Consider the following 12488-nt stretch of genomic DNA (forward strand, 5'->3'; position numbering starts at 1 on the left):
AAAATGTCAGGCGTGCTCAGTAGCATGACGGAGGCAAGATTCGTCGTGACTGGAAGGAACACCGTGTTCGGGTTGACCGTACTGGACCTGGTCCTGCTGGTGACGCTCCTTTCCTACGCTTTCTACGGCTTCCGGAACGGTTTCCTGGTCACGGTCGGCGGGATCGTCGGCTTCGCGCTGGGCGCGGTGGCGGCGTTCTTCGCGATGCCTCTGGTCAGCTCTCTCGTGTCCGACGCGAAGTGGCGCCTGACCGCGGTGGTGGTCACCGCCGTCGTGCTCGTGGTGCTCGGCAACAGCCTGGGCGCCTCGGTGGGACAGCGGATCCGTTCCGCCCGCGCCGTCCGGTCCTTGCGGGGCGTGGACCGGCTGGCCGGGGCCGCCGCCAGCGTGGTCATGACCGCTCTGGTGATGTCCCTCCTCTCCTTCGGCCTGAACTCCATGGGTGTGCCGGTCATCTCCCAGCAGGTGGCGAGCTCGCGGGTCATCAGGTTCATCGACGGGGCCACCCCCGCCCCTGTCCAGGGCGCCATGGCTCAGCTGCGGTCCAGTCTCATGGGGGAGGGGATCCCCAAGATCATCGAAGGCGCGGCTCCGCTTCTGAACGGGCCGGCCCCGGTGGGCTCCGCGGACACCCCGGAGCTGAAGGCGGCCGCGCAATCGGTCCTCAAGATCACCGGCACGGCATTCCAGTGCGGCCAGAACCAGACGGGCACCGGATTCGTGGTGTCCTCCGAGCGTGTCGTGACGAACGCCCACGTGGTGGCCGGCGTGAGCGAACCCGTGGTGGAGTCCCCGGACGGTTCCGCGCTGGCGGCCCGCGTGGTGTACTTCGACCCGCAGCGCGATCTGGCCGTGCTCGCCGTGAACGGCCTCACCGCGCATCCGCTGCCGCTGCGGACCAATCTCCCGACCGGCAGCGAGGCCGCTTTCGAGGGCTACCCGCATGGCGGCCCGTTCCAGGCGAAACCCGCTCGCGTGCAGGGCATCTCTCAGGTCGAGATCCCGGACATCTACGGCAAGAACCAGGTCATGGGGGACGTCTACCAGATCGCGGGGGACGTCCAGCCGGGCAACTCGGGCGGGCCGCTGCTCAGCCCGGATGGTCAGGTGGCCGGTGTGGTGTTCGCCAAGGCGAGTGCCAGCAGCGGGATCGGTTTCGCCATCACCATGGACGGCCTCAAGCCCGTCGCGGCCCGCGCGCCGAGCCTGGATGTCCCCGTGTCGCCGGGGCAGTGCACCGCCAAGTAGCCGTTCGCCACGTCTGGCCATCAGCCACGACGACCGTCCGGCTGCTGCGTCAGGCGTGACGCAGGCGTTCCAGAACCTCCGCCAGGCGCGGGCTGAAGCCGTGCACCGTGTCCTCGGGAAGATCGCCGACGGGGAACCAGCGGACGTCGTCTGATTCATCGCTCACGGACGGCCGTGGGGTTCCGTCGGTGGTCATCGCGACGCCGATGTCCAGGTGCGAGAGGCAGTGCCCGAAAGCCCCGGAAAGCTGGTGATGGTCCAGGTCCACCATCTGAAGCCCGGTCAGCTGTCCAGGCAGGAGCCCCGTCTCCTCCGTGGCCTCCCGGAGCGCCGCTTCCAGGATGCCGGCGTCCTCGCTTTCCAGGTGCCCTCCGGGCTGGACCCAGAACTTGCCCTTGCCGTGGAACACCAGAAGCACGTGCTCCCGGCGGGTGTCCAGGATGAACGCACTCGCGGTCAGGTGTGAGCGGAGCGGGTGCCGGGACAGCGCGTCGGCGCCCTGGTCCAGGGCGGCCAGAAACTCCGACCGTTCCGCTTCTTCGGCGGGAGAGCGGGGCGTCCAGGAGGCGACGGCGTGCAGCGCGGAGTCGAGGAGGGTCACCAGGGAATGATAGCCCCGGGGTGAGATGGCTCCGGCGCGTTTCGAGCGGACGGGTGCGCCGTCGTCGTCCGTCGGCGTCAGGTCAGGCGTTCCGCTCGGCGAGGTGGTCGATGGCGAAGCGGTAGCCCAGGACGCCTGCTCCGGCGATGACGGCCTCGCAGACCCCGGAGAGGTACGAATGGTGCCGGAATTCCTCGCGCTGGTGGACGTTGGTGATGTGCACTTCCACGGCCGGGAGCGCGACGGCGGCGATCGCGTCGCGCAGCGCCACGGAGGTGTGCGTGTAGGCGCCCGCGTTGATCACGATGCCGAGCGCGTCATGCCGGGCCTCGTGAATGGCGTCGACGAGCGCTCCCTCGTGGTTGGACTGGAACGCCCGGATGGTCAGGCCGTGCCGGGCCGCAGCGGTCTCGCACAGGTACTCGACGTCGGCCAGAGTGGCCTGGCCGTACTTCTCCGGCTCGCGGGTGCCCAGGAGGTTCAGATTGGGGCCGTTGAGCACCAGGATGGTCGTGCGGGCGGGAGCATCGGCTGCGGATTCGGTCATGATTTCACAGTAGCGCGTACCGGGCCCGTCGCCGCGTCGTAGGCGCCGATGAGACGTTCCAGGAAGGAGGCCACCACGGAGGCCTCCTCCGCCGACAACGTGCCGATCACGTCCTCCACCCCGTCGATCAGAGGTGCCACGCAGGCCTGGGCATCCGTCGCGATCTGCGGGGAGGCCGTCACGATCAGCTTGCGTCCATCGGAGGGGTGCCGTTCCCGCCTGATGTGACCCGCGGCCTCCAGCCGGTTGAGCACCAGGGTCATGGCCGCAGTGGAGATCTCCAGTTTGTGGGCGAGTTCCGTGGGAGTGGCCGGCCCCGTGGACAGCAGATGGTCCAGGACCTCCAGCCCGCCCTGATCGATCCCGAGTTCCCGCGAGAGGAAGCGTTCGAAGCGCTGCTGGCGGATGGTGACCTGCTGGATGCGCGCGCGGATGTCGCCGTCGTCGAGCGGTCGGCCGTCCCGCCGTGCGCCGGCACGGGCGGCGTAGTCCTGGGCGCCGCCCTGTGGGTTGCGGGAGTTGACTTCCATGCCCTCCATGGTAATACTCAATCTTGCTAATAATATTGATAATAAAGAATTGAAGGAAAATGACAGGCGAAACGAGCGGCGGAGGCCGGTGGCGGTGGCTGATCCTCGGTGTGATGCTGGCCGCGGAGATCATGGATCTCCTCGACTCGACCATCGTGAATGTGGCCGGACCCGATCTGGAACGATCCCTGGGGGCGTCCTCCCTGGGGCTGCAATGGGTGATCGGCGGTTATGCGCTGACTCTCGGCGCCGGGCTCATCCTGGGCGGTCGTCTGGGAGATCGCTTCGGCCGCCGGGCGATGTTCCTGCTCGGCCTGGGGGCGTTCACGGGCGCGTCGCTGCTCTGTGCGGCGGCGCCCACCACCGAGATCCTCATCGCCGTCCGGCTGGTGCAGGGCTTCGCTGGCGCGCTGCTCTTGCCGCAGGGCCTGGGACTCCTGAGGGAGAACTTCTCCGGCGCCGAACTGGCGAAGGTGTTCGGGGTGTTCGGTCCCGTGCTCGGCCTGGGTGGGGTGCTCGGCCCGCTGATCGGCGGCGGATTGATCGAAGCCGATCTGTTTGGGCTCGGTTGGCGTGCCGTCTTCTTGGTGAATGTCCCGATCGGCCTGGCGGCTCTGATCATCGCTTGGCGCATCCTGCCCCGGCGCTCCGGTGACCGGAGTGTGGGGATCGACGGGCCGGGCGCCCTGCTGATCGTGGCGGCATCCGCACTGCTGGTGCTCCCTCTGAACCTCGGACAGGAGGAGGGCTGGCCTGCGTGGACCTGGGTCAGCATCGCCACCGGGCTCGCAGGCTTCGTCCTCTTCGCCTTCCAGCAGCGCCGTGCCCACGGCCGCGGCAAGACCCCTCTGGTGATGCCCAGCATTTTCAGCAGGCGTGCCTACACCCTCGGTCTGGCGGGCATCGCGCTGTTCTTCAGCGCCCTGATCGGGACCCAGCTGGTCCTGACGTTGTTCTTGCAGATCGGCCACGGATTCTCTGCGGGCGAGGCCGGGCTCGGCAATCTTCCAGTTGCGCTGGGGACCATGGTGGGTGGCGCACTCAGTGGCGCCTACCTCGCTGAACGTCTGGGCCGTGGCGTGCTGCAGATCGGCGGGATCCTGCAGATCGGCGGTTCGGTGCTGCTCTGGGCGGAACTGCAAGGCGCCGGTGAGTTCTCCATCTGGACGATCGTGCCCGGCATAGCAATGGCCGGTCTCGGCTCAGGCCTGGTGATCGCCGCACTGTTCAGCATCATCCTCGCGGCCGTCCGCGATGAGGAGATCGGTTCCGCCTCCGGCGTCCTGACTGCTGTGCAGTCGATCGCGGGGTCCGTCGGAGTGGCCGTCTTCGGTTCCACCTTCTTCGACGGGATCAAGAGAGGTTCCCCGGAGTCCGCCTTCCAGCAAGCGCTCTACATCCAGGCGGGACTCCTGGTGGTGTTCCTCGGGCTCACTTTCCTCTTCCCGCGTAAGGGCAGGGCGGATGAGTTCGCGACGACGGCCGACGATGCCGACGACGGCGCACTGTCTGTGGGCGCCGGGCAAGCCGGAGGAGAGTCCGGGCCGCAAGCCGCCCAAGGCGTCGCCGGCCGGGAGTGAGCCCGGGTGGGTCAGCCCTGCAGAGGCGCGATGCGGAGGCGCCGGACGCTTTCGCCGAGAATCGCTTGGGCCTTCTGTCCCAGGCCCGGATCGGTCACCAGTTCGTCCGCGTCCTCCAGGGCCGCGATGCTGCTGATGCCCTGGATCCCCCACTTCGAGTGATCGGCCACCACCACGAGTTTTCTGCTCGAAGCCAGGAAGGCCCGGTCCGTCTCGGCCTCCAGCACGTTCGGCGTGCTGAAACCGGCCTGGGGGTCCATGCCGTGCACGCCCAGGAACGTGACGTCCAGGTTCATGGTCTTCAGTGCCTGCGTGGCGACCGGCCCCACCAGGGCGTCCGACGCGGTCCGCTGTCCGCCGATCAGGATGACTTCGGTCTTCGGATTGACCACGGTGGAGCGGTAGAAGATCTCCGCGGTCCGGATGGAGTTGGTGACCACCGTGATGGCCGGCCCCTTGACCAGTTCCTGGGCCAGTGCCCAGGTGGTGGTGCCGGCGCTGAGCCCCACCGCCATGCCCTCGGAGACCGACGTCGCCGCCAGGGCGGCGATGGCCTGCTTCTCCATGGTGAACTGCGTTGACTTCAGCTCGAAGCCCGGCTCGTGAGTCCCGGCGTCGCCTAGGATCTTCGCCCCGCCGTGGATCCGTTCCAGGAGTCCCGTGTCGCTGAGGGCTTCGATGTCACGGCGGACGGTCATGGCGGAGACCTTGAGGGCGTCGGCGAGATCGGAGACCTTGACGATGCGTTCCTTCTGCACCATCTCCAGGATGGCCTGATGCCGGGCGGCTTGCAGCATGTGCGACTCGCTCCTCATGATCGTCTCCTGTATCTGGATGAAGTCTAGTGCTGCGGTGCCGCGCCCAGGCCGACGGCGCGGCTCACCCCTTGCTGGACCCGAGGGTGAGGCCGGCGACGAACTGCCTCTGCAGCAGCAGGTAGATGACCAGGGTGGGGATCACCGTGATCACGGCGCCGGCCGCCAGGAGGTTGTAGTCGTTGAAGAACTGCCCCTGGAGGTTGTTGATCGCGGTCGTGACGGGAAGCCGGTCGCCGTTCTGGATGAAGAGGAGTGGCCAGAAGAAGTCGTTGTAGATGAAGATGACTTCGAGCGTGCCGAGCGCCGCGAACGCCGGGCGGCAGAGCGGCATGATGATCTCCCAATACTGCCGCCACAGGCCGGCGCCGTCCACGAGCGCCGCCTCGGTGAGGTCCGGGGAGAGGGCCTTCATGTAGTTGGAGAGCACGAAGGTGCAGAAGCCGATCTGGAAGGCCGTGTTCACCGCGATCACCGAGATGTATGTGTTGAGCATGTTGCCCGAGTCGCTCACGGCGTACGGCACCTGGAAGTGCTTCATCATGAGGAACAGGGGCGCCGCGAGGACCTGGGGCGGCAGCAGATTGCCGGCCGTGAACATGATCAGCAGGGTGATGTTGAACTTCCAGTTCACCCGGCTCACGGCGAAGGCCATGAGCGAGGCGAGGAAGAGCGTCAGCAGCACCGCCGGAACCGTGATGATCACCGAGTTCCAGAAGTACTTGGAGAAGCCGCCCTGGGTCCAGGCTTGCACGAAGTTGTCGAAGTTGAAGGGGCCCTGCGTGCTGAAGTACCCGTACTGATTGGTGGCCCAGCTCGGCCGCAGCGCGGTGTACAGCGCCCAGCCGAGCGGCACGAGCCACATCACCGCCATCACGAGCAGGAACAGATGCGTCCCGTAGTGGCGTTTGCCCTTGTTGGCGCGCTGTCCGGCGTCGTGGGCGACGACGACGCCGGCCTGCCGCCCGGTGCTGCGGGTCCGGGGTGCGGTGGTGCTGCTCACGATCTGCTGTCCTTTCCGAAGGTGCGGCTGAGATAGAAGACGATCGGGACGAGGGAGACCACCAGGAGCACGGTGGCCAGTGCCGACCCGACCCCGAGGACCTGCCCTTCGCCGACCAGGTTCTGGATGACCAACGCGGAGAGGAGCTCCAGGCCGTTGGTGCCGCGGTTGATGACGTAGACGACGTCGAAAGCGCGGAGGGATTCGATGATGGTGATGACCACGATCACGATGTTCACCGGTTTCATGGCGGGGAACACCACCCGGAAGAACGTCTGGAAGCTGTTGGCGCCGTCAATGGCCGCCGCCTCGCGGAGGGTGGGGTCCACGCCCTTGAGGCCGGCTAAATAGAGCAGCATGACGTAGCCGGCGTGGCGCCAGGTGGCGGCGATCAGCGCGGCCCAGATGTTGACCGAGGAATCCCCGAACCAGTCGACGGCCTGCGGTGTGCCCGCGGTGCCGAGCAGGAAGTTCAGCAGGCCGTTGTCCCGCTGGTAGAAGAGCTGCCAGATGATGCCGACCAGGGCGAGTGACAGCATGACGGGAGCGAAGAAGATGCTCTGGTAGATCCGGGTCCCGCGGATGTTCTGGTCCAGGAGCACAGCCAGGAGGAGTCCGATGGGCGTCGCGATGACCGCCAGGAAGAGCAGCCAGAGCACGTTGTGCTGAATGGCGGGCCAGAAGGGCGGGTAGTCCTGGAGGATGAAGCGGTAATTGTCGAGGCCCGCGGACTTCATGTCCGCGAAATCCAGCCCGTTCCACTTGATGAAGCTCAGCCCGATGGAGAACAGGGTCGGGAGCCAGACGAAGACCAGCTGGATGAGGGTGGGGACGGCGACCATGGCGCTCAGAACGAGCATGTCGCGTTTGCTGAGCCGGCGCACCCGGCCGGAGCGCTTTCCGGTCGCGGTGCGGCCGCCCGCCCGGGAGGCGGTGGGAGAGGTGGTCATGAGGGAACTCCTTGCGGCGGTGGCCGGGGCGTCATGGGAGCGCCCCGGCCACCTGGTGGGTCCGGGCTATTGGGCCGAGTAGAGGGCCTTGGCCTGGGACTCGAGGTTCTTGACGTCCACGCTGCCGTCCTTGAGGAAGGCCTGCAGAGCCGGGATCATGACGTTGTTGGCCATGGCCGGCAGGGCGTCACGGTCGAAGAACTGTGTGATGGACTTCGCCTGTCCGATCACGTCGGCGCACTTCTTGTTCAGGGCGGTGAAGCTGCTCTGATCGGCGCCCTTCGCGGTCTGGATGTTGGAAGGATCGCCCTTGTAGTAGCCGTCCTGGCCCTCCGGGGTCCCCATGAAGGCCATGAAGTCCTTGGCCGCCTGATTGTCGCCGCCCTTCTTGGAGAGCAGGAAGCCGTCGATCGGGGCCTCCACCGCTTCCTGACCCTCCACTGCGATCTCGGGGAAGGGGAAGAAGTCGATGTCCTTGAGCACGGCGGGATCCGTGAACTGCTGGGTGACGAAGGAGCCGAGCAGGTACATGCCGGTCTTCTGGGCCCCGAGGGCCTTGGCGGCGTCCTGCCAGGTCTGGCCGAGCGCCCCCGGGTCCTGGTAGGGGAGCAGGGCCTTCCAGGTGTCGAAGACGTCGCTGACCTTCTTCTGGTCCCAGGATTCCTTGTGCGCGCACAGGTCCACGTGGAACTGGTATCCGTTGAGCCGCAGGTTCAGGTAATCGAAGGTGCCCATGGCCGGCCAGCCGTCCTTGTCGGCGAAGCCGATGGGGATGATGCCGTCCGTCTTCATCTTGGCGCACAGCGTCTTGAGCTGGTCGAAGGTCTGCGGCACTTCGTAGCCCTTCGCCGCCCAGACGCTCTTCCGGTAGAAGAAGCCCCAGGGGTAGTTGTAGTTCGGGATGAAGTACATCTTGCCGTCGGGGCCGGTGGATGCCTTCTTCAGAGCATCCGAGTAGTTGCCTCCGATCTGGGACCAGACGTCGTCGACCGGGGCCAGGAGACCCTTGCCCGCGTAGTACTGCATGCGGTAGCCGGCGAACCAGGTGAAGGCGTCATCCGGTGAGCCCTGAAGGTACGAGTTGATCTTGTTCTGGAAGTCGTTGTGCGGAACCGTGTTGATGGTGGCGGACTTGCTCGACTTCTTCTGGAAGGCGGCCAGGGTGTCCGCGAGTGCCTTCTTCGGCACCTCGTCGGAAAGGCTCGATCCCAGAGTGAACGTGGTGGCCGCAGAGCCTCCGCCGGAGGGGCCGGAGCCGCCGGTGCAGGCCGCGAGCAGCGGAACGCCGGCGAGGCCGGCGGCTCCGAGCGCGAAGGATTTGAGGACTGTGCGACGCGGGGCGACTACGCTGCCGGCCGGCATCTGAGGCTGTGGCATTTTTTCTCCTTCAAGAACCCATTGCCTGTGATGTGCGCCACACTAGCAGTCAATGGAACAAAAGTGAACAAGAAGAAACCTTCTCAAACATAAAGATTCAGAAGCGATCTGCCGGGTCTTGGCCTTTCGCGGGGCGCAATCCGCGGAATGGCGGGCCGGGCCGGGCGAGCTTGATGAGCGATCTACACGTGTCACTTCCGCGTAACTTCGCGATTTCAGGATCGATGGCGATCCTGTTGACTCGAGTAGATTTCGCTGCGAGACTCTTGCGCATGACTCAGATCACACCGTTCTCCCTCGGAATCGTCGGCGCCGGCCAGTTCGCCGGTCAGTTCGCCAAACTCTTCAAAGCCCACCCCCTGGTGCGGGAAGTGCACGTCACCGACGTCCTGTCGGAGCGAGCGGACACCCTCGCCGCACGTCAGAACCTCGCGGGCACTTTCCCCAGCTTTGAGGACATGCTGGCCTCCGACGTCGACGCCGTCGCGATCTTCACCCAGCGCTGGACTCACGGACCCCTGGTGGTGCAGGCGCTGCGGGCCGGGAAGCACGTCTACTCCGCGGTCCCCATGGCCATCAGCGAGGAGGAGATCGCCGCCATCATCGAGGCCGTCCGGGAGACCGGCCTGACGTACATGATGGGCGAGACCAGCCACTACAACCCCGCTGCCATCTACGCGCGGGACCGCAACGCTGAAGGCGCCTTCGGTCGGATCTTCTACGCCGAGGGCGACTACGTCCACGATATGGACCTCGGCTTCTACGCGGCCTACCAGTACAGCGGCGGCGAGGAATGGCAGAAGACCGCCAGCTACCCGCCCATGCTGTACCCGACACACTCCCTGGGTGGCGTGCTCGGCGGCATCGGTGGGCATGTCACCAGCGTGAGCTGCATCGGTGTCCGCGACGACCGCGGCGACGGTGTCTTCGACCGCGAGATCAGCATGTTCGACAACGACTTCTCCAACGCCACGGCCCTCTTCGAACTCGACGGCGGCGGGAGCGTCCGCATCAACGAGTTCCGCCGGGTCGGCTACCCCTCCCATCTGAGGGAGAGCAGGTTCCGCTATTTCGGCACCGAGGGCAGCTTCGAACAGCTCGTGGAGACCGCCGTCTGGCAGGACAAGGAGGGCTTCACCGATGTGAGCGAACAGATCCGGACCCTTCCCAGCATCCCGCTCGACGACCCCTCCCTGGCCGACGTCGATCCGGCCCTGAGAGACGCCTTCGTCTCGGGCCTCGCCCCCGTGCACGATCCGTCCAGACTCCCCGCGGAACTCCGGGCCCTGCCGAGCGGCCACGAGGGGAGTCACGCCTTCCTGGTGGACGACTTCGTGACGGCCGTGGCCACCGGGTCGCTGCCACCCGTGAACGCCTGGACCGCCGCCCGGTACACCCTGCCCGGCATCGTGGCTCATCAGTCCGCGCTGCGCGGTGGGGAACGTCTTCCCATCCGCGACTTCGGTGACGCCCCGGTGCTCCCGGCGGCTCGCAGCACCGAGGCCGCCCGCGGCTAACATGAGGGCTATGCCGGACCTCTCCGCCTCACCCCGCCCCGTGATCACGCGGAAGGACGTCGCCCGCCTGGCGGGCGTCAGCACCGCCGTCGTGAGCTATGTGGTCAACGGCGGCCCCAAGAACGTGGCTCCGGCCACCGAGGAGAAGGTCCGGCAGGCCATCGCCGCGCTCGGGTACCGGCCCAATGTGGCGGCCCGTGCGCTGAAGAAGGGCTCCTCCCAGATCCTGGGCATGGTGGTGCCGAAGATCAGCAATCCGTTCTTCGCCAGCCTGGCCGAGGCCGTCGAACAGGCGGCGGAGGAACAGGGTTTCGCCCTGCTGCTGGCCGATTCCCGGGACTCCCTGACCGTGGAGCGGCGCCACCTGAGGAACTTCATCGACCGGCAGGTGGACGGCGTCTTCCTCTGTTCCGTCCTGGTGCAGCCGGACATCCAGGAACTCCGCGACCGCGGCGTCCGGACCGTCCTGCTCAACTTCTCCGAGGTATCGCCCTCCATGGACGCGATCGGACCCGAATTCACTGAAAGCACACGACGCGCGGTGGAGCACCTGGCCTCCCACGGTCACCGGGACATCGCCCTGGTCATGGGGCTCACCACCGGCAACGCGCCGGACCGGCGCGAAGCCGGCTGGCGTGCGGCACTGCAGTCCGCCGGATCCTCGGAGGGGCGGATCTTCCGCTGCACCTTCGACCGCCACGGCGGGTACGAGGCCGGGAAGCAGTTCCTCGCCACGTCGCCACGCCCCGGCGCGGTGTTCGTCAGCTCGGACCAGCAGGCCATCGGTTTCCTCCGCGCGGTCCAGGAGGCGGGCCTGCGGGTGCCCGAGGACGTCGCGGTGATGGCGTTCGACGGTTCCGACGAGGCCGAATACAGCTGGCCGCCGCTCAGCACCGTGCGTCAGCCCGTCAAGGAGATGGCGGAGGCCGGCGTCCGGGCGATCATCGGAGCCGGCCGCGACGAACCGCACCGGAACCAGATCTTCGACTGTGAGCTGGTCCTGCGCCGCTCCTGCGGCTGCCACCCGGACGACGGCGACGCTCCGGAGCGGACGGCGCCGTAACGAAGTACCGTCTACGGCGTCGCTGTGCCAGTCTCGGAACGGGACTTTTCACGGACGGGAGAGCATGATGCCGGGCGGATACACGCACATCGTCATCGGAGCGGGCGCCATCGGATCGGCCGCCGCCTACTGGCTCTCCCAGACCCCGGGAAACCGGGTGCTGGTCCTGGAACAGTACGAGCTGGTCAACACGCGGAACTCCTCGGGTGACGTCTCCCGGATCATCCGGCACGCCTATCACAGCACCGCGTACACGGCCCTGACCCCCGCCATGTTCGAGGCCTGGGAACACGTCGAGGAACAGTCCGGAATGCCGCTGTACCTCCGGACCGGCGGGCTGGACCTGGCGCCGTCGGATCCCGTCGCACTGGCCTCGCTCGACGGGTACCGCCGGGCGCTCGCGGCGCAGGGGATCCCGTACGAGGACCTTGAGGCCGACCAGATCCGCTGCCGCTGGCCGCAGTGGAGGATCGACGACGACGTCACCGGCATGTACCAGGAGGCGGGCGGCCTGATCGACATCCGGGCGTCCGTCGCCGCGCACACCTCCCTGGCGCTCGCCCACGGCGTGACCTTCCTGCCCCACACCCGCGTCACCGGAGTGGACGTGCGGCCGGGCGGCGTCACCGTCCGGACCCCGCGGGGCGAGTTCCACGCGGACCGGCTCGTGGTGGCCGCCTCGTCCTGGCTGGGCGAGCTCATGCCGGATCTCGGACTGAATTTCCGTCTCACGCTCTCGCAGGAACAGGTCAGCTACTTCACCTCCACCCGCCTGGCCGACTTCACCCCGGACAGGTTCCCCATCTGGATCTTCCACGGCGAACAGGATCACTACGGGTTCCCCGTGTACGGCGAGCCGGCTGTGAAGATCGCCCGGGACATGCGCGGCCGTTTCATCAGCAGCGAGGAGCGGGTCTTCGAGGGCGACGCCGAGGAAGCCGCGTTGCTGGAAGGATTCCTGCGGCGGCACCTGCCGGGCGCCGTCGGGCCCGTCTATGCCAACAAGACCTGCGTCTATGACATGCCGCCCGACCGCGACTTCGTCCTGGACACCGTCCCCGGCGCACCGCACGTCGCCGTGTTCAACGGCGCCGGGCATGCAGGCAAGTTCGCGTCCCTGGTGGGCCGGATTCTCGCCGAGCTGCTCACCGAGGGCTCCACCCGGCATCCGATCGAGACCTTCTCCCTCCGCAGACCCGCGATCACGGATCCGGATTTCGTCCCCACGTTCCAGCTCAACCACTGACCACCGAGGAG

12 protein-coding genes are annotated in these 12488 nt (G+C 67.0%); 5 read left to right on the forward strand and 7 right to left on the reverse strand.

The window, feature by feature from the left end; all coding sequences use genetic code 11:
• Positions 1–63 precede the first annotated feature (63 nt).
• Complete coding sequence (locus AB4Y75_RS00585) at positions 64–1248, forward strand: MarP family serine protease (RefSeq protein ID WP_441433979.1); 1185 nt, start codon at positions 64–66, stop codon at positions 1246–1248.
• Between the two features lie 49 nt (positions 1249–1297).
• On the opposite strand, the gene AB4Y75_RS00590 is transcribed toward AB4Y75_RS00585, so the two are convergent.
• From AB4Y75_RS00590 to AB4Y75_RS00600, 3 genes are all read right to left on the reverse strand, one after another.
• Complete coding sequence (locus tag AB4Y75_RS00590) at positions 1298–1849, reverse strand: NUDIX hydrolase (protein ID WP_441433980.1); 552 nt, start codon at positions 1847–1849, stop codon at positions 1298–1300.
• An 82-nt stretch (positions 1850–1931) separates the two neighbouring features.
• Positions 1932–2396: a type II 3-dehydroquinate dehydratase gene (gene aroQ / locus AB4Y75_RS00595; RefSeq protein ID WP_441433981.1), complete on the reverse strand. Its 465-nt coding sequence runs from the start codon at positions 2394–2396 to the stop codon at positions 1932–1934.
• Complete coding sequence (locus tag AB4Y75_RS00600) at positions 2393–2926, reverse strand: MarR family winged helix-turn-helix transcriptional regulator (protein WP_441433982.1); 534 nt, start codon at positions 2924–2926, stop codon at positions 2393–2395. The genes aroQ and AB4Y75_RS00600 overlap by 4 nt, the downstream gene beginning before the upstream one ends.
• A 59-nt stretch (positions 2927–2985) precedes the next feature.
• Between AB4Y75_RS00600 and AB4Y75_RS00605 the strand changes: the two genes are divergently transcribed.
• Positions 2986–4506, forward strand: a complete 1521-nt coding sequence (locus tag AB4Y75_RS00605) for an MFS transporter (protein WP_441433983.1) — start codon at positions 2986–2988, stop codon at positions 4504–4506.
• A gap of 11 nt (positions 4507–4517) precedes the next feature.
• On the opposite strand, the gene AB4Y75_RS00610 is transcribed toward AB4Y75_RS00605, so the two are convergent.
• The 4 genes from AB4Y75_RS00610 to AB4Y75_RS00625 all read right to left on the reverse strand — a co-directional run bounded on the left by AB4Y75_RS00610 (position 4518) and on the right by AB4Y75_RS00625 (position 8651).
• On the reverse strand, positions 4518–5303 hold the full coding sequence (locus tag AB4Y75_RS00610; RefSeq protein WP_441435231.1) for a DeoR/GlpR family DNA-binding transcription regulator: 786 nt from the start codon (positions 5301–5303) through the stop codon (positions 4518–4520).
• An 82-nt stretch (positions 5304–5385) separates the two neighbouring features.
• Positions 5386–6324: a carbohydrate ABC transporter permease gene (locus tag AB4Y75_RS00615; protein ID WP_441433984.1), complete on the reverse strand. Its 939-nt coding sequence runs from the start codon at positions 6322–6324 to the stop codon at positions 5386–5388.
• Positions 6321–7274 carry a carbohydrate ABC transporter permease gene (locus AB4Y75_RS00620; RefSeq protein WP_441433985.1) on the reverse strand — a complete coding sequence of 318 codons (954 nt, stop codon included), beginning with the start codon at positions 7272–7274 and terminating at the stop codon, positions 6321–6323. Before AB4Y75_RS00620 ends, AB4Y75_RS00615 begins: the two co-directional genes overlap by 4 nt.
• Before the next feature lie 66 nt (positions 7275–7340).
• A complete protein-coding gene (locus AB4Y75_RS00625) occupies positions 7341–8651 on the reverse strand; it encodes an ABC transporter substrate-binding protein (protein ID WP_441433986.1) in 1311 nt (436 codons plus the stop codon).
• Between the two features lie 272 nt (positions 8652–8923).
• On the opposite strand from AB4Y75_RS00625, the gene AB4Y75_RS00630 reads away from it, so the two are divergent.
• The 3 genes from AB4Y75_RS00630 to solA all read left to right on the forward strand — a co-directional run bounded on the left by AB4Y75_RS00630 (position 8924) and on the right by solA (position 12477).
• Positions 8924–10168, forward strand: a complete 1245-nt coding sequence (locus tag AB4Y75_RS00630) for a Gfo/Idh/MocA family protein (protein ID WP_441433987.1) — start codon at positions 8924–8926, stop codon at positions 10166–10168.
• A gap of 1 nt (position 10169) precedes the next feature.
• A complete protein-coding gene (locus AB4Y75_RS00635) occupies positions 10170–11231 on the forward strand; it encodes a LacI family DNA-binding transcriptional regulator (protein WP_441433988.1) in 1062 nt (353 codons plus the stop codon).
• 64 nt (positions 11232–11295) lie between these two features.
• On the forward strand, positions 11296–12477 hold the full coding sequence (solA, locus tag AB4Y75_RS00640; protein WP_441433989.1) for an N-methyl-L-tryptophan oxidase: 1182 nt from the start codon (positions 11296–11298) through the stop codon (positions 12475–12477).
• The last annotated feature ends 11 nt before the right edge of the window (positions 12478–12488 follow it).

The organism is Arthrobacter sp. RAF14 (assembly GCF_052114185.1).
Lineage (GTDB): Bacteria > Actinomycetota > Actinomycetes > Actinomycetales > Micrococcaceae > Arthrobacter_E.

What these genes read in the sequence shown, in the direction of transcription:
- AB4Y75_RS00605 (WP_441433983.1), top strand. Translation starts at nt 2,986, where the DNA reads ATGACAGGCGAAACGAGCGGCGGAGGCCGGTGGCGGTGGCTGATCCTC.
- AB4Y75_RS00600 (WP_441433982.1), bottom strand. Translation starts at nt 2,926, where the DNA reads ATGGAAGTCAACTCCCGCAACCCACAGGGCGGCGCCCAGGACTACGCC.
- AB4Y75_RS00635 (WP_441433988.1), top strand. Translation starts at nt 10,170, where the DNA reads ATGAGGGCTATGCCGGACCTCTCCGCCTCACCCCGCCCCGTGATCACG.
- AB4Y75_RS00630 (WP_441433987.1), top strand. Translation starts at nt 8,924, where the DNA reads ATGACTCAGATCACACCGTTCTCCCTCGGAATCGTCGGCGCCGGCCAG.
- AB4Y75_RS00625 (WP_441433986.1), bottom strand. Translation starts at nt 8,651, where the DNA reads ATGCCACAGCCTCAGATGCCGGCCGGCAGCGTAGTCGCCCCGCGTCGC.
- AB4Y75_RS00620 (WP_441433985.1), bottom strand. Translation starts at nt 7,274, where the DNA reads ATGACCACCTCTCCCACCGCCTCCCGGGCGGGCGGCCGCACCGCGACC.
- AB4Y75_RS00610 (WP_441435231.1), bottom strand. Translation starts at nt 5,303, where the DNA reads ATGCTGCAAGCCGCCCGGCATCAGGCCATCCTGGAGATGGTGCAGAAG.
- aroQ (WP_441433981.1), bottom strand. Translation starts at nt 2,396, where the DNA reads ATGACCGAATCCGCAGCCGATGCTCCCGCCCGCACGACCATCCTGGTG.
- solA (WP_441433989.1), top strand. Translation starts at nt 11,296, where the DNA reads ATGATGCCGGGCGGATACACGCACATCGTCATCGGAGCGGGCGCCATC.